General features: G+C 37.7%; 16 protein-coding genes. 9 read left to right on the forward strand and 7 right to left on the reverse strand.

The window, feature by feature from the left end:
* Positions 1-46 precede the first annotated feature (46 nt).
* The gene (locus ACGHIN_RS13190) at positions 47-2611 is read left to right on the forward strand and encodes a TonB-dependent receptor domain-containing protein (RefSeq protein WP_390454263.1); all 2565 of its coding nucleotides are present in this window, start codon (positions 47-49) and stop codon (positions 2609-2611) included.
* Between the two features lie 39 nt (positions 2612-2650).
* Here the strand turns inward: ACGHIN_RS13190 and ACGHIN_RS13195 are convergent, their stop codons facing one another.
* The 4 genes from ACGHIN_RS13195 to ACGHIN_RS13210 form a co-directional block, all read right to left on the reverse strand.
* Positions 2651-3094, reverse strand: a complete 444-nt coding sequence (locus tag ACGHIN_RS13195; RefSeq protein WP_390454266.1) for an adenylyltransferase/cytidyltransferase family protein — start codon at positions 3092-3094, stop codon at positions 2651-2653.
* A 13-nt stretch (positions 3095-3107) separates the two neighbouring features.
* Positions 3108-3872 (reverse strand): methyltransferase domain-containing protein, encoded by a 765-nt coding sequence (locus ACGHIN_RS13200; protein ID WP_390454269.1) that lies wholly within the window; start codon positions 3870-3872, stop codon positions 3108-3110.
* 10 nt (positions 3873-3882) lie between these two features.
* Positions 3883-4905 carry a UDP-glucose 4-epimerase GalE gene (gene galE / locus ACGHIN_RS13205; protein WP_390454272.1) on the reverse strand — a complete coding sequence of 341 codons (1023 nt, stop codon included), beginning with the start codon at positions 4903-4905 and terminating at the stop codon, positions 3883-3885.
* Positions 4906-5334: 429 nt separating this feature from the next.
* On the reverse strand, positions 5335-6459 hold the full coding sequence (locus tag ACGHIN_RS13210) for a DegT/DnrJ/EryC1/StrS family aminotransferase (protein ID WP_390454273.1): 1125 nt from the start codon (positions 6457-6459) through the stop codon (positions 5335-5337).
* An 86-nt stretch (positions 6460-6545) separates the two neighbouring features.
* Between ACGHIN_RS13210 and ACGHIN_RS13215 the strand changes: the two genes are divergently transcribed.
* Complete coding sequence (locus ACGHIN_RS13215) at positions 6546-8150, forward strand: S8/S53 family peptidase (protein WP_390454276.1); 1605 nt, start codon at positions 6546-6548, stop codon at positions 8148-8150.
* 101 nt (positions 8151-8251) lie between these two features.
* On the opposite strand, the gene ACGHIN_RS13220 is transcribed toward ACGHIN_RS13215, so the two are convergent.
* Positions 8252-10786, reverse strand: coding sequence for a phosphoenolpyruvate carboxylase (locus ACGHIN_RS13220; RefSeq protein ID WP_390454279.1), 2535 nt, complete (start codon positions 10784-10786; stop codon positions 8252-8254).
* 96 nt (positions 10787-10882) lie between these two features.
* On the opposite strand from ACGHIN_RS13220, the gene ACGHIN_RS13225 reads away from it, so the two are divergent.
* The 6 genes from ACGHIN_RS13225 to ACGHIN_RS13250 all read left to right on the forward strand — a co-directional run bounded on the left by ACGHIN_RS13225 (position 10883) and on the right by ACGHIN_RS13250 (position 15393).
* Positions 10883-11560, forward strand: coding sequence for a hypothetical protein (locus ACGHIN_RS13225; RefSeq protein ID WP_390454282.1), 678 nt, complete (start codon positions 10883-10885; stop codon positions 11558-11560).
* A 53-nt stretch (positions 11561-11613) separates the two neighbouring features.
* Entirely contained in the window at positions 11614-12018 is a 405-nt protein-coding gene (locus tag ACGHIN_RS13230) for a putative periplasmic lipoprotein (protein ID WP_390454285.1), read from the forward strand.
* A 32-nt stretch (positions 12019-12050) separates the two neighbouring features.
* Positions 12051-12644 (forward strand): hypothetical protein, encoded by a 594-nt coding sequence (locus tag ACGHIN_RS13235; protein ID WP_390454286.1) that lies wholly within the window; start codon positions 12051-12053, stop codon positions 12642-12644.
* A gap of 206 nt (positions 12645-12850) precedes the next feature.
* The gene (locus tag ACGHIN_RS13240) at positions 12851-14014 is read left to right on the forward strand and encodes an iron-containing alcohol dehydrogenase (protein ID WP_390454292.1); all 1164 of its coding nucleotides are present in this window, start codon (positions 12851-12853) and stop codon (positions 14012-14014) included.
* 196 nt (positions 14015-14210) lie between these two features.
* Positions 14211-14672, forward strand: a complete 462-nt coding sequence (locus ACGHIN_RS13245; protein ID WP_390454295.1) for a lipocalin-like domain-containing protein — start codon at positions 14211-14213, stop codon at positions 14670-14672.
* Positions 14673-14736: 64 nt separating this feature from the next.
* On the forward strand, positions 14737-15393 hold the full coding sequence (locus tag ACGHIN_RS13250) for a GDSL-type esterase/lipase family protein (RefSeq protein ID WP_390454297.1): 657 nt from the start codon (positions 14737-14739) through the stop codon (positions 15391-15393).
* 35 nt (positions 15394-15428) lie between these two features.
* Here ACGHIN_RS13250 and ACGHIN_RS13255 read toward each other — a convergent pair whose 3' ends face one another.
* Both ACGHIN_RS13255 and ACGHIN_RS13260 read right to left on the reverse strand, forming a co-directional pair.
* On the reverse strand, positions 15429-16781 hold the full coding sequence (locus tag ACGHIN_RS13255; protein WP_390454300.1) for a DEAD/DEAH box helicase: 1353 nt from the start codon (positions 16779-16781) through the stop codon (positions 15429-15431).
* 169 nt (positions 16782-16950) lie between these two features.
* Positions 16951-18597 (reverse strand): ABC1 kinase family protein, encoded by a 1647-nt coding sequence (locus tag ACGHIN_RS13260; protein WP_390454303.1) that lies wholly within the window; start codon positions 18595-18597, stop codon positions 16951-16953.
* Positions 18598-18913: 316 nt separating this feature from the next.
* Between ACGHIN_RS13260 and ACGHIN_RS13265 the strand changes: the two genes are divergently transcribed.
* A partial coding sequence (locus tag ACGHIN_RS13265; protein ID WP_390454306.1) for a fibronectin type III domain-containing protein occupies positions 18914-22099 on the forward strand: 3186 nt, incomplete at its 3' end.

The following is a 22099-nucleotide window of genomic DNA, read 5'->3' on the forward strand; positions in this document are numbered from 1 at the left end:
ATAATGTAAAGAATAAATTTTTACGATTTCATACAAAAAATACCTTATGAACCAGACGGAAATTTTCAACATTTTCACGAAGAAAACCTTAGGACTTACTTTTGTTCTTTCGGCGGCAGCTTTGGCTTTTGCCCAGGAAAAAGTAGGTGTTACAGGCAGTATCGTTAACAAGAGCAATCAGGCTGTTCCTTACGCTTCTGTAACCTTCAGCAATAAAGCGAATAAAGCATTGAGTGATGCCACTCTTACAGATGAAAAAGGACAATATAAGCTGGATCTGGCTCCGGGAAATTATGATATTACAGTGGAGGCCATCGATTACAAAAAAAGTGTAATTACCAGACAAATTACCGCAGCAGGAAATATCGGAGCCCTTTCAATTGTGCCTGAAGCTACAGGTACAGATTTAAATACTCAGGAAATCCAGGGGGTTACCATCACTGCAGCCAGTACAAAACCTTATAAGGTAGAATTAGATAAAAAAACATACGACCCGTCACAGGATATTGTCAGTAAGGGAGGGAATCTTAAGGATGTATTGGCCAATGTACCTTCAGTTTCCGTAGATACTGATGGAACGGTTTCCATGAGAGGGAGTTCTAATGTGAGATTTTTGATCAACGGTAAACCTTCTGCCCTTTTGGGAATTGATGATGGTGCCAATGCTTTACAAAGTATTCCTGCCGACCAGATTGAAAGAATTGAAGTAATTACCAACCCTTCCTCTAAATTTGAGGCAAGCGGAACCGCAGGTATCTTGAATATCATTCTTAAAAAGAACAAAAAAACAGGATTCAACGGAAGTGTAACGGGAACGTTAGGATATCTTCCACAGACCAATTTAAATACCAATTTAAGCTGGAGAAAAGGAAATTTCACATGGTTTTTAAATGGTGGTGGCGGTTACAGAGAATCTAAAAGTACTAACAGAAATGATGATTATTTCAGCAATGCTATATTAAATGATGACCTGGTACAAAGAAATACGGATTCAGAAAATGAAAACAAAAACAACAATTATAATGCTTCGGCTGGAATTGTTTATGATATTTCAGATAAAACTTCTGTAAATGCATCAGGAACAGTAAGAACATTCGATAGTGAGAGTGTAGGTAATATTGATTATTATTATACTTATTTCAAAGATCCAAATGGCTCTTCTAAAAGAATAACATTAGGAAGCAATAACAACCTTGCCTTTCAGGGAGATTTTGGATTGGATCATAAATTCAATGACAAAGGGCAGAATCTGACTTTATCATTAAGCCTACAACGAAACAGATCTTATAACGATACCAATATAGATGAAACCCGAAACGGTGCTTTTGCCTTACAAAACATCGTTAATCAAAATACCATCAACAGATCCGTTATTGCTAAAGCAGACTATGAGCTTCCTATTGGCGAAAACTCTAAACTGGAAGCAGGCTACAGATTAGACATTAACAATAATGATTATAGCAATGATGTTCAGGAAAGTACTTTAACATCCCCTACTTTGTCATTCTTAAGACCATATACTTATGATGCAACGTATAAAGAAACTTTTAATGCTTTCTACTTGCAGTTCAAAAGTAAAATCGGAAACTTTGGCTATCAGTTAGGCTTAAGGGATGAAATATCAAATATTGATATCAATTACAAAAATCTTGACCCTGCTTCACAAGCTATTAATTCAACAAAAAATTATAACAACTTATTCCCAAGTGTTTATTTAAGCTATGAGTTTGCAAAGGATAATCAGCTATTATTAAATTATACAAGAAGAATTGACCGTCCAAGATCATTCTTTATGATTCCTAATCCGAACTATAGTGATAACCAGAATATTTTCGACGGAAATATTGACCTGAATCCTTCTTATGTAGATTCATATGAATTCGGTTACAGTATTTCTAAAAAGAAATTTACCATCAACCCTACATTATACTACAGACATCAGACAGATGACACCAAGATGCTTGTTTACAATAAGCTAGCGGAAGATGAAAACGGCAATATCATTACGCCTAAACGTATCGAATCTCACACCAGACCCATTAATTTAGGTTCTGATGACCGTTTTGGTTTAGATCTGAATTTTAACTGGGATGCTACCAGCTGGCTGAAATTTCTTGGAAATATTGATTTATTTGGATATAATACTAAGGGAAGTACTCTTTATGATACTTTTGATCAGGATGGAAACCCTATCCAAGCGGTTGCTAATTTTGAAGGAAGCGGCTTCTCTACGAGAGCAAGACTTACCTCCACGTTCAAAATTGATAAGACCTTTAGCTTCCAGCTGCAAGGTTTTTACAGAGGAGGGCAGAAAACTGCTTACCAGGATAGAAAAGATATGTATGCGATCAATTTTGGAGCTTCAAAAACAATATGGAAAGGAAACGGAACATTATCTTTCAATGTCCAGGATATATTCAATACAAGAGCTATGAGAAGCACCACCTATACGGCTAATAGTGTGAGAGAATCTTATATGCAATGGCAGCCAAGACAGTTTGCATTATCATTGACGTACAGATTCAAGCAGGGAGAAAAAGTAGAGCAGCCTAAGAAGAAAAAAGACATCAATGCGAATGAAAGCGGAGATGATCAGCAAGGTCCAATGTAAATAGAAAATAAAAAATCCCGAAGCATTTCGGGATTTTTTTTATTTTAAAACTTCTACTTTATTCTTTTCGGCTTCATAAATTCTCTTTCTTAAATCGCTGGAGGAAAACCGGTGATCTCTTTTGTTGTAATAAATTTCAATTCCTTTTTCTTCGCAATATTTTTTCCCCGTAAAATCTCTGTTCATATAATCATCCCCGATGATTCTTACATCAATCACAAAAGATTTCAGAATATCTTCCAGGTCCTGTTCCGTATAATAAGGGATGATCTCGTCTACGGCACTTACAGCCTTCAGCTGGATGTATCTCTCTACAATAGTTTGGGTAGGCTTATTTTTGTTAGGGCGATCATGGGAAGGGTCAATCTGCAGCCCTACAATTAAATAATCGCAAACGGTTTTTGCTTCTTCCAGCATTTTGATGTGACCGGCGTGCAGCAAATCAAATGAAGAAAATGTAATACCTATTCTTTCTGTTTTCATATGAGTTTCTTTTTTAAAATTTCGCCGAAATAAAAGTCCTTTTAAACGGATAAAATACCGGCGATACAGGAAAAATTTCCTGTAATTCTTTTTTATAATCGCTTTTAAATTGTTCTTTCAAATCATCCGGAAGCTTTTCAACGTAAGGAATCATAGCTGTTCCCGATGCCCAGTTGTATACTGCTTCGGCATTTTCAAGAACATGCGGAAATGCTTTTTCAAAAACGGTGATTTCCCTTCCTTTATTGTTGAACAATATTCCTGCATAGTCTTCAATCTTTAATACGGTATATTCCCGTTTCCAGGAAGCATATACTTCCTTAAAAGGCTCTTTATCTGCCACTTTATCCAATAACCTATGAACAATGAATTCATGATTGGATGGCATCTGAACAGCCAGTTGTCCACCCTTTTTGATCCTATGAATAATTCTTGGAAAAAGTTCCTTATGCTCGCTACACCATTGGATAGCTGCATTGGAAATAATAAGATCAAAGGTGTCATTTAAGTTTAATTGATCTTCAATGGTTCTTTTTGCAAAAGCAAGCCTGCTGGTTTCAAAATGTTTTGCCTTTTCAAGCATTTCGGCTGAAGAATCTATTCCCAACACTTTAGAATCTTCCAGATAATCCAATAATTTGGAAGTAAGCTCTCCGGTTCCGCAGCCCAAATCAATGACTGACAGATCCGATCTTTTTTCCACCAGATTCAGCAGATCAAAAAAAGGTGCGGAACGTTCATTTTTAAACTGATCGTATACTTCAGGATTCCAAGCCATACAATATTTTTTAAGAGTTTCTGGAATTCAGGTATTTCTGCCACTCCCAAACCGTCCTTAGAGCTTCTTCCAAAGAGGTTTCGGATTTCCAATTGAGTTCTCGCTCTGCTTTATCCACATTAGCGTAAGCAATGGTAATATCCCCTTCTCTCCTATCACAGATCTGATAAGGCACTTCCACATGATTCGCTGTCTCAAATGCCTTTACCACTTCTAAAACAGATGAGCCTTTGCCTGTTCCCAGGTTATAAATATCAATTACACTTTCTTCCGACGGATTCCCCATCAGCTTTTTTAATGCGGCCACGTGGGCTTTGGCTACATCTACAACGTAAATATAATCCCTTATTGGTGTTCCGTCTTCCGTATCATAATCATTTCCCCAGATATTCAGCTTTTCACGGATCCCTGCTGCTGTCTGCATCACATAAGGAACAAGATTGTTGGGAACTCCGATCGGCAGTTCACCTAATTTTGCAGAAGGATGTGCTCCGATCGGGTTGAAATATCTTAACAATGATATTTTTCTTTGGTAAGCTTTCGCAAAATCGATCAGAATTTCCTCCCCCATTTGCTTGGTCTTTCCATAGACACTTTCAGGCATTTTTAAAGGAGTATTCTCATCTATCGGCATTGTATCGGCTTGTCCGTATACGGTACAGGATGAACTGAAAATAAAATTGGAAATATTTCTTTTTTTGAATTCCTGAAGAATATTAATTAAAGAAAACAAATTGTTTTCATAATAATCCACCGGCTTTACCTGGCTCTCTCCTACCGCTTTATAGGCTGCAAAATTGATGCATCCCTCGATCGGATGAGCATCAAAAACCTGGGTAAGAAGCTCTTTTCTTTTGAGATCAAAAGGATAAAAAACAGGTTTCTTTCCTGTAATTTCCTCTATATTTTTTAAAATAAATTTTTCTGAGTTAGAAAGGTCATCTACGATAACTACGTCGAAGCCATTATGAAGAAGCTCAACTACTGTATGGGAACCGATGTACCCTAATCCTCCTGTGACAAGTATTGCCATTTTTAATACGTATTTTTTATTCTTTGTGTTTTCCTATTTCTTCTATTTCCAGTTCTTTTACTTTTCTAACTTTAAATTTGTTCACCACTACAAGATAAACTATTGAAAAGATCAAATATGAAAACTGTGATCTTATAAAATAGGTATCTGGTTTTATGGTAAACAACAATCTAAAACATATTAAAATTATAAAAACACTGAAAAATAAATTAATATATAAAATAGATTTTTTACTTTTTTCAAACAATAAAATAAGAGTAATAACACTTAACAACAATAACAAAGTATTGATAATCATATGGAAATAGTAAAAATCAGGATAATATCCTAAAATAAGAACTGTCGAAAATAATAACAAATAAATGAATATTAATATTGAAAGTAAATACAACCATTTTTTGTTAAAAACTTTCTTTCTCTCCATAGCTATTATCCCATAAACTCCAGCACAGCATCCGTAATATACTTCAATTGTTCTTCATCCAATTCCGTATGCATCGGAAGAGAAATTACCTGATCCAACAGTTTATCCGTATTCACAAAATCTGCATCGTTACTTTCCTGATAATATGCTTTCTGCTTTCTCAACGCAACAGGATAATAGATCATGGCAGGAATTTCTTTTTCTGTTAAGAACTGTTGCAGTTCATTACGCTGACCATTCAAAATTCTTAATGTATACTGGTGAAATACATGAGTAGAGTTTTCTGCTCTTTTCGGCGTTAGAATATCCGGGTGATTGGCAAATGCCTCATCATAATAATCTGCTGCTTTTCTTCTTGCTTCGTTATAGGTATCTAAGTGAGGAAGCTTTTTTCTTAGCACAGTAGCCTGAATGCTGTCTAATCTTGAGTTTACCCCTACCTCATCATGGTAATACCTTTCATACATTCCGTGGTTTACAATACCTCTCAGTCGGTGGGCCAATGCATCATCATTGGTAAAAATAGCTCCTCCGTCTCCATAACACCCCAAGTTCTTGGAAGGGAAAAATGAAGTAGTTCCTACAATCCCCATCGTCCCTGCAGCTTTTACGGTTCCGTCAGAGAAAGTATATTCTGACCCTATCGCCTGTGCATTGTCTTCTACAACGTATAAATTATGCTCTTTGGCAATCTTAAGGATTTCTTCCATATTAGCACACTGCCCGAACAAATGTACCGGGATGATGGCTTTTGTTTTCGGAGTAATAGCTTTTCTGATCTGCTCCGTTGAAATGGTAAAAGTTTCATAATCCACATCTACCAAAACAGATTTAAGTTTAAGCAGATGAATGACTTCTACGGTAGCTGCAAATGTAAAATCAGCTGTAATAACCTCATCGCCTTCTTTCAGGTCTAAAGCCATTAAAGCAATTTGTAACGCATCTGTTCCGTTAGCACAAGGAATCACGTGCTTTACTTCTAAATAAGACTCCAATTCATTCTGGAAAGACTTTACTTCAGGGCCGTTGATAAAGGCTGCTGAATCCATTACATTTAAAACTGCATTATCTACTTCATTCTTTATTTTGTAATACTGACTTTGTAAGTCAACCATCTGAATCTTTTTCATAAATAATTATTTCTGTAAAAATAAGGAATTTAATATCCTGTCAAAAATTTTATTGATTTTGTTTTATCTTTATACAAAATAACTGTATGAAAAAAGTTTTATTATTTTGCCTTCTAACGGGTTATTCTTTTGCTTTCGGGCAGACTGAACTTGTTTTTGTCTATTTTACGGATAAACCTAATAAGGCGGCTTTTTATGCCAATCCTTTATCCGAACTTTCTCAAAAGTCCCTTGACAGGCGCACCACATTGGGAATTCCCCTTAATGATCAGGATGCCCCTATTGAACAATCCTATATTCAAAACCTGCAAAACCTGGGTTTTACGGTAACCGATTATTCCAAATGGCTGAACGGAGCTGCTGTAAACGCTACTCCAGCTCAAATCACAACATTACAGTCACAACCATATGTACAATCTGTAGAAAGTTTTGCCAAAAATTCTTCTTCAGGAACCAAGACTCTGCAACATAATAAATGGGAAAGCATCACGGAAGCCCAGAAGGTTTTAACAACGTTTGATTACGGTTCGGGAGCTGCCCAGATTGACCAGATCAACCTCAGACAGTTGCATCTTGCAGGATTTACAGGAACAGGAACTACCATCGCAGTTATTGATACCGGATTTCCTACCGTGAATACAGGTTCTGCTTTTTCAAGATTGTGGACGAATAATCTGATCAAGGGTGGTTATGATTTTGTTTCAAAAGGCACAGACATCTACAATACTTCTCTGAATGCCCATGGAACAGTTGTTCTGGGTGCTATTGGAGGGTATATCCAGGATTCTTTTGTGGGTTCCGCTCCTGACGCCAGTTTTTATCTTTACCGAAGTGAAAACACAGCTGTAGAAATCCCGGAAGAAGAATTATATTGGATTGAGGCGGCAGAAGAGGCAGACAGAAAAGGAGTGGATATGATCACCACTTCATTAGGATATACGACTTTTGATGATCCGAAATACAATTACACATATGCCAACATGAACGGTACCACTTCGTTTATTGCAAGAGGAGCGGAAATTGCTGTCAATAAAGGTATTTTTGTTCTTGTTGCAGCAGGAAACTCAGGTCAACTGCCTTGGCACTATTTGGGAACTCCGGCTGATAATGCCAAAGTTTTCACTATAGGCTCCGTGGATGCTTCAGGAAGCTCTTCCGGATTTTCATCATACGGCCCTAATTCTGCCGGAGTTATAAAACCTGACGGTTGTGCAAGAGGAACCGCAACACCTACCGTTAACAATAATTCTGTAACCACCGTAAACGGAACTTCTATTGCAACACCTATTGCTGCGGGCGGTGTAGCCTGTTTAATCCAGGCGTTTCCTACCATGAACAGAGATCTGATGAGAAATAAGTTAAGACAAACCGCTTCATTATATCCAAGTAATACCATACAGATGGGCTATGGGATCCTTAATTTCGGAAGCTTGTATACTTCTGTTCTGAATACTTCGGAGCTGGTAAAAAAATATAAAGTTGCTATTTTCCCGAATCCGGTGAAAAGCATTTTAAATATTGCCTCTGAAAGTGAAGTTTTGAGTTTAGAGGTTTATGGTAATTTAGGCCAATTGATCAGAAAAGCGGCTGATCAAAAATCCATTAAAGTGGAAGATTTTCCGAAAGGAACTTATTATCTGAAAATTCAGACCAAGGATAAGGTCTATTATGAGAAATTTATAAAAGAGTAAAACAAAAGCCTCCCAATTTGAGAGGCTTTATTATTTGAATGAATAATTATTTTGTTATTCCATATAATACTTTTACATGGTTAGATTCTCATTAAATCAACTTATGCAGAATTCCTACTCGCATTAATATTTCCGAACAAAGAACGGGTCACCAGTTTTTCATAAGCTTCCTTATTACCTTCTCCTTTCTGGATTTTCATCAATGCATATTGCTGAATACTCAATAATGGCAATACAATTTTCTCACGGATTTTCACGGATTTTCTGGAAAGCGGGTCCTCTTCCTGAAGCAGGGTAAAACCAGTCAGTTCCAGCATTATGTTTTTGGAAAGATTGTATTCTTCAAAGAGCACATTCCAGAATTCCCCAAACTTAGGGTTGTTTTTAATATAATAAGTGAGCGGAAAATAAGACTTATTCATGCTCATCATAGAATTCAGGACTAATGTTTTAAAGAAATCCGAGCCTTTATAGAGCTCTTTCACTTCTTCAAATCTTCCCTGCTTTTTCATCTCATTCATTGCAAAGCCGAATCCAAAGAACCCCGGAACATTTTGTTTCAGTTGTGACCATGATCCTACAAACGGGATAGCTCTTAAATCTTCAAATTTCAGCTCATTTCCGTTTCCACGCTTGGAGGGACGGCTTCCGATATTGGTTTTTCCGTAATATTCCAGCGTACTCATTTCCTGGAGATAGGGTACAAACATCGGATGAGCTTTCAGATCCGAGTATTTTTTATAGCTCACCTCACCTAGCTCAATGATAAGTTTTCTTTGTTGATCTGTTAATTCTTTTTTTGCATTTTTGAACACATCATTTTCAACTCCGGCGGTCAGAAGCTGCTCAAAATTATATTTTGCCTGTTCTTTATTCCCGAAAATACTGGTAATGGTTTGCCCCTGAATGGTTAATTCTATTTTATTATTGGCTATTGTTTTCCCCTGAGAAGCATAGAAATCATGGGTTTTACCGCCTCCTCTTGCAGGTGGTCCTCCTCTGCCGTCAAAAAATACGACTTTGATCCCGTTCTGTTCGGAAAGTCTAGTTAACACTTCTTTAGCTTTATAGATTTCCCAGTTGGCTTTCAGATAGCCGCCGTCTTTGGTTCCGTCTGAAAAACCAAGCATAATGGTCTGCTGATTTCCTCTTCTTTCAAGATGCTTTTTATAGACCAGATTCTGATACAGCTCACTCATTACTTTCTCAGCATTATCAAGACCCTCCATGGTTTCAAAAAGCGGAACAATATCTGCTTTGATGTCCTCATCCTGATACCCGCAGACTTTAAAAAACGCATATACATTCATCACATCCTTCACGGCATCTGAATTGGAAATAATATACCGGTTCATTCCTCTGATTCCGTTCAGTTCCTGGATTTCTTTCACCTGAGCAACAGTTTTCAGGGTATCTTGTATAATATCTTCAAAATCTTCAGCGTTTACCGGATCTGAAATCTCAATTAACTTATTGAACTTCTCTTCATCAGTAGCTTCTGTATTTCCGTACATTTTGGCAAAAACCTCATCGATCACTTTCTGATGAATCCTGCTGTCCTGGCGGATATCCAAGGTAGCAAAATGAGTCCCGAAAATTTTTACCCGATCTTTGAAATTCACCAACAGATCCAAAAACAACGAATTATGTTGATTGATAAGAATATGTTCTGCTTCATCGGCTCGCTTTAAAATATCTTTGGCTGTAATTTTTTGATTATTGAATATCGCAGCATATAACTCATCACTCAACTGGTTCAATATTTCCGAAACTCCCCTGAAGCTTAATCTTCTTCTGATGAATTTCAAATGACTGTAATAGGATTTCAAAATTGCTGAACGAAGCTCTTCCGCTACTCTTTTTGTAACATCCGCAGTTACAAACGGATTTCCATCCCTGTCTCCACCAGGCCAGAAGCCGAGCTGGATAATATCTTCATGCAGATGGAAATGCCCGTTTCCAAATGTTTTCTTGATCTTGGTAAACAGTTCCCCTATTGTGTCATAATAGACATATCTCAAATAGGAAATAATGCTCAATGCTTCATCGATCGGTGTGGGTTTTTCTTTGTTAACAAAAGGTGTTTTCCCCAACTGCTGCAACAGCATATCAATATTCGTCACCGAATCTGTGGTAATGGCACTCCTCAAGTCATGAATGATCCTTTGTACAGAACTCGGATAAAACTGCGTCGGGTGAGCTGTGAAAACCACTTTCACCGTAAAGTCTTTCAGCTTCTCGCGTACTTTTTCAAGCTTATGTTCCTGAAGGGAGCGTTCATATAAATTGGTCACCGTTCCGTTATCACTTTCCGAATGGAGATTGGGAAAAGCCGCATCTTCGATACTGTCAAACAAAACCACCTGCCTTTCGATATATTGGATGATCTTGAACAGCAGTTCCAGTTTCTGCTCTTCCGTATGTAAATCCGTATGGCTTTTAAAGAATTCTTCTACAATATCTTCCGGTGTTTTTCCTGCTTCATAACCGTTTTTACTTTCTTCATATAAAAACGGGAGCAACATCCCGATATTCGTCATTTTATCATAAGGCAGGCTCATAAATAATGAATTGTAGATCTGGTATTTATTCTCTACAATCTGCCTGAATTTTTCTGCGCGTTGGTCGTGTATCATATAACAAATGTAAGGGATTTGCGATTAAGCAGAAGTAATTTTATCTTAAAAAAATATTTAATTTTGATAGTTCTTATTAAAGAAGACAGTATACTTATGAAAGTAAAATTTGGAATTGTTTTTTATATGATTTCTGAAGTCATAACCTTGTATCTAGGAATTTATTTTTTAAAAATTTCAATTCTGTTTTCCATTATATTTTTCGTTGCTGCAATAGCAATCCTCCTATTTATGTATAAACAATATTTATCTCATAAAACCATGGACATTCCCATAAACGAGAATACTGTTCCTGAAGAAATTCAAATCAAATACTCTGTTTCATTGAAAATGATTAATATATCATTCTATTTGATTCTTATCATTATTGGAGTTTTTATGTTGACTCTTCTCTATTACAAAAAGAAATTTGATAATATTTTTGGAACCATATCTGCATTAGCGCTTCTTGCTTTTCCCTTTATAATGGTCATTAAAGACATCAAAAAAACATCTAGTGTTGTAATTTCCATTAATAATGAAGGCATCCAGCTAAATAAGAACCCCAGAATAAAATGGAGCGAAATTCAACATGAGAAAATAATCACAAAACATGTTAAAGATTCAATATCCCACCATCAATATAGTTCTGAAGTTAATTATCTTTATTTTTACCATAAAAATGAAAAGATAGAAGTAGAGATTGACGATCTCAATGTCACAGATTATAATTTGTCACAATATTTAATAATATACAGAGATCGTTTTAATGAAGAAAATAAGTTGCGGGCATAAGTATATTTTTCAATTTTAAAAAAAGTTTTAGATTTCACAGAAAAATTAATCCCATGAAAAAAATATTTGCATTTCTTTTAACAGCTTTTATTTTCACAGCCTGTGGAGACGATTGCTATAATGCTCCTCAGCCGATCGTTTTTAAATTCGTAAATTCTAATGATGAAAATCTTATTACGAACGGAACCCTTAGTGTCTATTCGGTGAAGGATGAAAATCAAGTCGCGGTACAACTGACAAAAACATCCGATGATATGGTTATATTAGAAAACGTGGGTGCTTATAATGGCATCAAAAATTATACTTTCTCTTCTAATGTAAAACCTTTTGATTTTTCAATCCAGTCGTCGGAATTTGATTCCGGATGTGAAGGCTATCAAATTAATAAGTTAACGTTTACAGGCATAGGTATTGATGTAAAAGACGAAAACGGATATTATAAAATTGTGTTGGAATAAATTTTGACCTGCCAAATTTATAAAACAACAGAATGAAATTATTATCCTTCGCTTTATTGTTATTATCCGGTTTAGCTTTCGGTCAGAAAGCTGTTCCTTCCGATTTCAAAAAAATCCCGGAAATCTTAGACAATGCCGATCTACTCTACCCATTCATTGTTCCTGATAAAAAATACCAATACTGGTCTGTTTTCCGCAATAATCCCGATCCTGATAAAGCCATCATCTACGAGAGTCAGGCTCCGGAATATATGACGATCAATGATCCGGCTCCGGAGAAAGGCTTCTTTCAAAAATGTTTAGGAGAAGACTGTTTTTCATATCTCATTGCCTGTGAAAACAGCCAGTCCAGATATTTCTCCAATGAAAAGCAACTAAGAGATTTCATCGGAACTGTTGATAATCTTCCGGAAGCCATTTTAATTGCCAACACGTATGGGTATACCGTTGATATAACAAACAGACTGAGCAGTTCCTATAAAATTGAGGATAAACAGATTTCGATGTTCCTGTCTAAAGCAAAAGGAAATACAGATACAAAAGAAGCATTCCTTGTAAAGATCAATAGAAAAAACGGGAGACTGGAAAGTAAAAGCTACGGAATATATTTCAAAACGGGTTCATAGCTATGTTCAGGATTGTTTCAAGATTCTTCCTTCAGTGGTGAGGACACTGGGTGCTAACACCATTAGTTATTTCCAAAAGAACTTTAACGATTCTGATCCGGCAATTCAATAGGTATATTACAATCAACTGATAGTAATTTTAAATTTTCTTTAACTTAAATTTCCTTTCGCATTCACTACATTTGGCTTTAAATAAATTTAGAACAATGCTTAATTTTGAGTTTAAAAATCCAACCAAAATACTTTTTGGGAAAGGCGAAATTGCTAAAATCTCAAAAGAGATTCCACAAAATGCCAAGATATTAATGATTTACGGAGGCGGAAGCATCAAAAGCAATGGTGTGTATGATCAGGTAAAAGAAGCGCTAAAAAATCATGAAGTTCATGAGTTCGGCGGAGTGCCGGCTAATCCGGAATATGAGGTTCTGATGAATGCCCTGGCTTTTATCAAAGAAAAAAATATCACCTTCCTTCTCGCTGTAGGAGGAGGCTCTGTAATTGACGGTACCAAGTTCCTTTCCGCAGCAGCCAACTATGACGGAGAGCCTTGGGACATCCTGAGAAACTCTGTAAGAACCTTCGAAGGAGAAGGCATGCCTTTCGGGAGTATTTTAACGTTGCCTGCAACCGGTTCCGAGATGAATTCGGGATATGTGATTTCCAGAAGGGAAACCAATGAGAAGCTATCCTCCGGAGGTCCCGGGCTTTTCCCGCAATTTTCAGTGCTTGATCCTGAAGTAGTCCGTTCTATTCCCAAAAACCAGATCGCGAACGGAATTACAGATGCCTATACTCACGTTTTAGAACAATATATGACAGCCCCTTCTTCCGCAGATCTGCAGGAAAGAATTGCGGAAAGCATCCTGATCAGCTTACAGGAAACGGCCTCTAAAGTAATGGCAGAAGAATTTGATTATGAAGCGGCAGGAAATTTCATGTGGTGCTGTACGATGGCTCTGAACGGGCTGATCCAGAAAGGGGTGATCACAGACTGGGCTGTTCATGCAATGGGGCATGAATTAACAGCTTACTACGGGATTGACCATGCCAGAACGTTGGCGATCATTGCACCTTCTCATTACCGATATAATTTTGAGACTAAGAAAGGAAAACTTGCGCAGTATGCTGAAAGAGTCTGGGGAATCAAAGACGGTACAATTGAAGAAAAAGCTGATACAGGGATTAAAAAGCTGGAAGAGTTTTTCCACAGCCTCCATATCCAAACAAAGCTTTCAGAATATACAGCAGAATACCAGGGAACCGCTGAAAGAGTGGAAAAAGCTTTTACAGCCAGAAACTGGTCCGGACTGGGTGAGCATAAGAAACTGACACCACAGGATGCTTATAAAATTGTAGAGATGAGCTATTAAATAAGAAGTTAGGTAACAGGTATTAAGATTTAGGATATAGTGAATAGAATATTTTATGAATCTTAATTTCCACCCTAATTCCTAAACCTTTTTATCTCAATCTTCTTTATTCATAAACATTCGTTTAAAAAACCAATATTTCATTACGGATATTTCAAATTTATTTATATTTTAGCATATTCTTAAATTTGTGAAAATGAAAAAACAGCTACTTTTATTTGCCTTTTCCGCCATTGCGCTGACTTCTTGTGAAGATGATGATGTTAAAGCTTACGAAATGGATATGTTAAAAGGTGACTGGAGAGTAAGTAAAACAGAGATCATTTCCGGAAAAGACGGTAAAACTACACTTTCAGTAGGTTCTCCATCCGGATGCAGTATGAAAAATATTTTACATTTCAGAACTGATTATTACGTGAGCTACACTTACTTCTCAGGAACAGATGCCAACTGCCAATTGAATGGTAAAAATGAAGGTAAGTTTACTTATAATGAAGAAACCAAAGATCTTTCCATTCAATTTGATCAGGAAGAAGCTGAAAACTATAAAGTAATGATCCTTTCTAATTCGGAATTAAAAGTAATGCAGCTTTTCAATAATGGGGATGCTAATGGAGACGGTGTTAACGACCTCTATTATACAACTTATAAAAGATAAACAGAACTCTCGAGAAATCGGGAGTTTTTTATGAGATGAATTTAATTAAATCAATTATTAAACAATGAAGAAGATTTTATCAGCATTCTTGCTACTGGCTTTCACTCTTTTCTTTGCCCAGGACAAAAAGCCGATGTTCTGGCAGGATATTCAAAACTTTAAAAAAGCAGACCAGGAAAAAACTCCTCCTAAAGATGCCATTCTTCTGATCGGAAGCTCATCTTTTACCAAATGGACGGATGTTGCCGCTTATTTTCCGAACAAAACCATTATTAACAGAGGCTTCGGCGGCTCAAGATTGACCGATCTTAATTTTTATGCGGAAGACCTCCTGAATCCTTACCAGCCTAAGCAAATAATTATTTACTGTGGCGAGAATGATTTTGCCGATGATCATAAGCTGAAGGCAAAAGAAGTGGTAAAACGTTTCAAAACTTTTTATAGCAAGATCCGTGAAAAATTCCCCGACATAGAAGTGGATTATATTTCCATCAAGTATTCTCCCAGCCGCGAGAAACTATGGCCGCAAATGAGAAAGGCAAATAAGAAAATTGCCTGCTTTATGAAAAAAGAACCGAATGCGGAATTCATAGACATTACCAAAGTAATGCAGGATGCCAATGGAAACGTAAGAAAAGATCTTTTTGTGGAAGACATGCTTCACATTACTCCTGAGGGCTACAGACTCTGGACTTCTGTGATGAATCCTTATATGAAATAAAAAAACTCCCGGAATAGAATCCGGGAGTTTTTATTTTATTTTTTTCTCTTCGCTTTAGATTTTGCTTTTTGCTGAGCCCTGTTCGCTCCGAATTTCTTCGGTGCTTTTCTCTTGGAAGGTCCGCCCCAGTTTTCTTTCTTATTCTTATCTTTCTTATCATGGAAAGCGCCTCCTCCTTCATTCAGTTTTACTCTGGCCGGATTTTTCATCACCACCTGCTCTTCTTCCGCAGCGATTTTTTTAGGATTGATCTTCACTCCTTCAGGGAAATCGATGAACTGAAGCTCTTTATCCATCAACAATTCAATGTCCAGAAGTAAAGTTTCTTCTTTTTTGGTTACAAAAGTCACCGCACTTCCGTCTTTATCCGCTCTACCCGTTCTACCAATTCTGTGGATATATTGCTCAGGAACCTCAGGAACTTCAAAATTAATTACATGGGTAATATCTGAAATATCAAGACCTCTCGCCATAACGTCTGTAGTGATCAGCCCTCTCACCTCTTCATTCTCAAATCTCTTCATCGCTTTCAATCGGTAGTTCTGGGATTTATTGGAATGAATCACATCGAATTGTTCCGGGAAAAGCTCATCTATTTTGGTAAACAATAAATCGGCATGTCTTTTATTATTATTGAAAATCAAAACCTTTGACATATCGGCATCGGTTTTCAATAAATGCTCAAGCAAATTGATTTTAGTATTGAAGTTTTCAACTTTATACCCTGTCTGCTGTATTTTTTCAAGAGGAGTTCCTGACTTTGCCAATGAAATTTCAACCGGGTTCGCAAAATATTCATCCAACATTTCATCCACGGCTTCCGTCATAGTCGCAGAGAAAAGAATATTTTGCCTTTTTTCTTTCATCATTTCGAAAATATGAGTCAGCTGAGGCCTGAACCCTAAATTCAGCATTTCATCAAATTCATCAATAATCAGTTTCTGCACTTCTTTCAGCGAAATCGCATTATCAATGGACAAGTCCATCACCCTTCCCGGAGTTCCCACCAAGATATCACACCCGTCATTGAACAGCAGTTTTTGGGTATTGATATTTTTTCCGCCATATATTCCGATCACCCTGGCTGTAATGTTTTCTGTCAGCTTTTCAAGGATTTCCGTTACCTGCACCACCAGTTCTCTGGTAGGAACCAGGATCAGAACCGTAGGATTTCCGCTTTTGCTGTACTTCCATGTTTTTAAAACAGGTAAAAGGTAAGCCAATGTTTTTCCGGTTCCCGTTTGCGCGATTCCCATAACATCTCTCCCGGAAAGTATCGGCTTTAAGCTTTTTTCCTGGATAGGAGTGGGTTCAAACAATTCAAGATCCGCTAAAACATCAAGAATTTTAACCGGAAGGTCAAAATCGGCAAAAGTGAGTTTTTCCATTTGGCAAAGATAGGCATTTAATTTTTGTGTGTTTAGGAGGAGATATTTCGGATTCTTTGAACATGACAATGTAGAGAATCATTGATAAGTGATCATATTATCCATCTAAAATTTAAAATTTAAAATCTATAATTTATAATTTCATTGTCTAACTGAACGCCGAAGCATTTTACTTTCTGGTCATCCTCAGCAAAAGTATAAGAATCAGCAATACGGAAAAGATAAATCCCAGTACTGCAATCAACAACATTTCACCTATTTTCGGACCTGATTCCGATACGAAAACAATGGCGGTCGCAACCATATTCGCACCCAGTATCATTGCTAAAATCAGGTTGACCACACTGGATTTGATGAGCTGATTGGTCTTTTCGATATTTTTGATCTCGCTGGAAACCGTGAATTTGTTTTCATCCAGTTTTTGTAAGACGGAACGAAGTTCTTTTGGGATTTCATCTACATTATCCGTGAAGTTCATCGCCCTGTCTACTCCCATTTTCAGCAGGTTTTTCGGGCTTATTTTTTTGGCAAATATTTTTTTGGTATATGGATGCAGGCTTTTAACAATATCCAGATCAGGATTAATATTCCTTCCAACACCTTCTATCAGACTTATTCCTTTAAATAACAGGTAAAAGTAATCCGGCATATACAGCCTGTTGTCTTTCAAAATATCTTTCATCTTATTGATGATCACCTGTACATTGATCTCCTGCAAAGAAGAGCTGTGAACGAAATTCAGAATATCTTCCACATCATTTTCAAATCTTCTCTCATCAGGAATATCATAGCTCACGGCCATTTTTTTGAGGTAACGCACAATTTTATGGGGATTTTTCGCCACAAAGCTTACGATAAGATTCTCCAGGATCTCCTTATCATTAGGCTGTATTTTCCCTACAGCTCCAAAATCTATAAAGACAATCTTACCATTTTTTTTCACCAGAATATTTCCGGCATGCGGATCCGCATGGAAAAAACCATAATCCAGAATCTGGGATACAAACAGCCTTAGTCCTATTTCAGAAACTTTTACGGGATCAATCCCATTGGCTATAAGAACTGATTTATCGGTTACTTTTATTCCGTCTATGAATTCCATACACAATACATTATTGTTGGAAAATTCTTCATAAACCTTTGGAATGTACGTCTCTTTATTATTTTTAAAGTTTAGCGCAAACTGCTGGATATTATTTTTTTCGTTGATCAGGGAAACCTCTTCAAGCAACGATCTTTCAAAAGTTGAAATAGCCTGCTTAAGATTGAGCTTGCTCCCGATCTCAGAATACGTGGAAACCAGCTTTACCAGATCTTTAATTAATAGGAGATCGTCTTCGATAACTTTTTGGACATCAGGCTTTTTTATTTTCAGAATAATGTGATCACCATTTAGCAAAACAGCTTTATATACCTGTGCAATGGAGGCTGTAGCTATTGGTTTTTTGGGAATTTCAAGAAAATGATCTTTTACCTGAATATTGAATTCATTTTCCAGGATTTCTTCTACATTCATTTCTACGGTGTCCACTTTATCCTGAAGCTTCTGCAACTCCTGAATCAATTCCGGAGGCAACAGATCTTCCCGGTTGCTGAAGGTTTGCCCAAGCTTCACAAAAGTAGGTCCCAGTTCTTCCAAAGCCAGCCTTATCCGTTCGTACACTGTACCTTTTGAGATAATTTCATCCGGATCGTGGGGATATTCTTCCTGCCTGTTTCCGTTCATCCTGGCCAACATATCTTTAAATCCGTATTTGCTTAGTACGGAGATCAATCTGGCAGATCTCTTCAGTTTTCTTTGTTGCTTATCAAACATAGGTAAAAATAATCGATGCAAATTACTTCAAAAATTATTCCCCATCTTAAAATTGTCGATTTTTTATCAGTTTTTATGAATACCAATGTATTACCTTTTGACCTGAAAGTATTTAACGATGGTGATAAACGGTGTCAGATTCCGCTTCGTTAATACAATAAAACGGAATAAAAGAGCGTTTAATTCAGCATATTCAAAACAACATTTTGAACAAATATTACATATCCTTATATTTTTTTTATAAAAACATGAAAATTAATAAGGAGAAAAGGTAAAAAACACTTAGATTTGTATTATTAATATAAAATATTACCCTATGAAGAAATTTTCTACTGTTTTAGTTCTTCTTCTATGCTTGATGAATATGGGCTTTATACCGGAAGCCTATGGTCAGGCAGCAACGTTACCTTATACTCAGGATTTTTCAACCACGAATGATCTTACCATTCTCAACGGTACTCAGCCTAACAAATGGTTTCATGGTAACGTTACTGGTAATCCCGGTAGCTCACTTTATATCTCCAATGATAATGGGGTAACCAATGGTTACAACGTCAATTCATCCAGTGTAGTTCAGGCCTACAGAGATATAACAATCCCTGCCGGATCTACTATCGCCACCTTTTCATTTGACTGGAAAGCGGGAGGAGAAAGTACCTGGGATTATCTGAGAGTATGGCTGGTTCCTGCCACTTTTACTCCTACTCCGGGAACTCAGATTGGTACAGGCCCCGGAAGAACGCAGGTAGGTCAGTTTAACCTGCAAGCGGCATGGCAAACCTATGTATCACCCACTTTAAACGTAAGTGCTTATGCAGGAAACACGATGCGTCTGGTATTTGAATGGAGAAATGATGGTATTCTCGGAGCTCAGCCTGCTGTAGCTATTGACAATATCAATTTGTTCATTCCTACGTGTCTTGTCCCTACTGCCCTGACGACTACTTCTGTAACGGCAACTACTGCCTCATTAAGCTGGACAGCTCCTACTCCGGCACCAGCGAATGGATATCAGGTGTATTACAATACCACAGGAGTTCCGCCTACCGCTGCAACAGTAGGAACACCGGTTACAGGAACAACTACTACTCTGACTCCCTTAACACCCAATACTACGTATTATTGGTGGGTAAAAGCTGTTTGTAGCCCTACAGACAGCAGTATCTGGATGCCTGGCGGGAACTTTACCACCACTCAGATTCCAGCAACGATACCATATACACAGAACTTTAATACTACTAATGATCTTGGCTTTACCAGCGGTTCACAGCCTAACAAGTGGTATTTCGGCAATGTTGTCGGAAACCCGGGAAATTCTATTTATATTTCCAATGATAATGGCGTTACCAATAGCTATAATGTAAATTTATCCAGCGTGGTTCATGCTTACCGTGATATTATTGTACCTACAGGAACAACTCTTGCTTATCTGCTTTTTGACTGGAAAGGATTTGGTGAAAGTACTTTTGACTACTTAAGAGTGTGGATGGTACCATCTACCTATGTACCGGTTGCAGGAACCCAGATTACTGCAGGAGGAGGCAGAATCCAGATAGGGGGTAACTTCAACCAGCAGACTACCTGGCAGAATTACCTCAATACAGCAGTCAACTTAAGCACATTTGCAGGTAATACCATGCGTCTGGTATTTGAATGGAGAAATGACGGTGTTATCGGAACCCAGCCGGCCATTGCCGTTGATAACATCAATCTGTTTATTCCTTCATGTTTTGTGCCTACTGCCATGGGAGTAACTACAGTTACGTCTACTACTGCCGCTATTAACTGGACTGCTCCTAACCCGGCACCAGCCAACGGATATCAGGTGTTTTTCAACACTACAGGCATTCCTCCTACCAATGCCACAGCAGGTACACCGGTTGCGGGAACATCTACTACTTTAACCCCTCTTACTCCAAATACAACCTATTATTGGTGGGTACGTACTATGTGTAGCCCTACCAATCCAAGTATCTGGGTAGCAGGCCCAAGTTTTACCACTACACAAATCCCCGCAACGATTCCATATTATCAGCCATTTACTTCCGGACCTAATGATTTCGGATTTACAAGTGGTACACAGGTTAATAAATGGTTTATGGGTGCAGCTACGGGAAATACAGGAAACTCTATTTATATTTCCAATGACGCAGGTGCAACTAATAGCTATACTATTACATCAACCAGTACGGTACATGCTTATAGAGATATTGCTGTTCCAGCAGGAACTACAATCGCTAAGCTTTCGTTCGACTGGAAAGCTGTTGGAGAAAGCTCTTTCGATTATCTGAGAGTGTGGCTGGTTCCGGCTACTTATATGCCTACTGCGGGTACTCTGATTACTGCCGGAACAGGTAGAATTCAGTTAGGAACTAACTATAACCAGCAGGCAACATGGTTAGGATATTTAAATGCTAACTTAAACTTAAGCAGCTTTGCAGGTAACACCATGCGTCTGGTATTTGAATGGAGAAATGACGGTTCAGGGGGAACTCAGCCTCCGGTAGCTATTGATAATGTGAAGCTGGTGATCTGTAAAACAACCACACCTGTGGTTACCTTAACGAATATTACTCATAATTCTGTTACCTTAACATGGCCTCAGGATTCAGGAGAAGCTTCTTATACGATCAGATACAGACCTGTCGGTTCTACTACATGGCAGACCGTAGCGGTACCGGCTCAGCCTTATCCTACGCCAACCAATACTTATACATTGACTCAATTGCTTTCTGCTACTCAATATGAAGTAGAGGTAGCTGCTATTTGTAATACAACAACAGGAGCATACTCGAATAATCAGTTCCGAACAAGATGTGATCCTACTCCTCCAAACGTGACAATAAGTAATATCACAACAACTACGGCATTGGTGACCTGGACTCCACTTGCAGCCAGCTCTACCTATACCATGAGATACAGAGTGGTAGGAACAACTGCATGGACAACGGTCAACTTACCGGCACCACCGGCCAATAATTATCCTCTTACAGGTTTAAGTGTGTACACAACGTATGAGGTTCAGATCGCAAATAAATGTGACGGAGAAACTACACTTAACCCATGGTCAACACCAAAAGTATTTACTACGGAAAGAACATGTGAGATTCCGCCTCCTGGATTAACGATTACAACTCTTACTCCAACATCCGCTGTTGTGGTTTGGGATCCTTTCCCAGGTGCAACCTATGTCTTAAGATATAGAAAAGTGGGTATTCCGAGCTGGACTACAATAGCTGTTCCAACGAATACCTATACACTGACTAACCTTCTTGAATTAACAAAGTATGAAATGCAGGTAGCTAACATCTGTAATGGTACTCCGGGTAACTTTACACCATTGTATTTCTTTACAACCCCTACTGTGGTGCACTGCCCGATGTCTGGCCAGAGCTCAGCTACTGATTATATTTCAAATGTTAAGGTAAGTCCTAATGGTAAGCCTGTTATGGAGAATGCTTCGGGAGCTTCCAATTACACTGATTATTCAGGTAACCCTGCC

Origin of the sequence: Chryseobacterium barbadense, from assembly GCF_042849955.1 — a bacterium.
Lineage (GTDB): Bacteria > Bacteroidota > Bacteroidia > Flavobacteriales > Weeksellaceae > Chryseobacterium.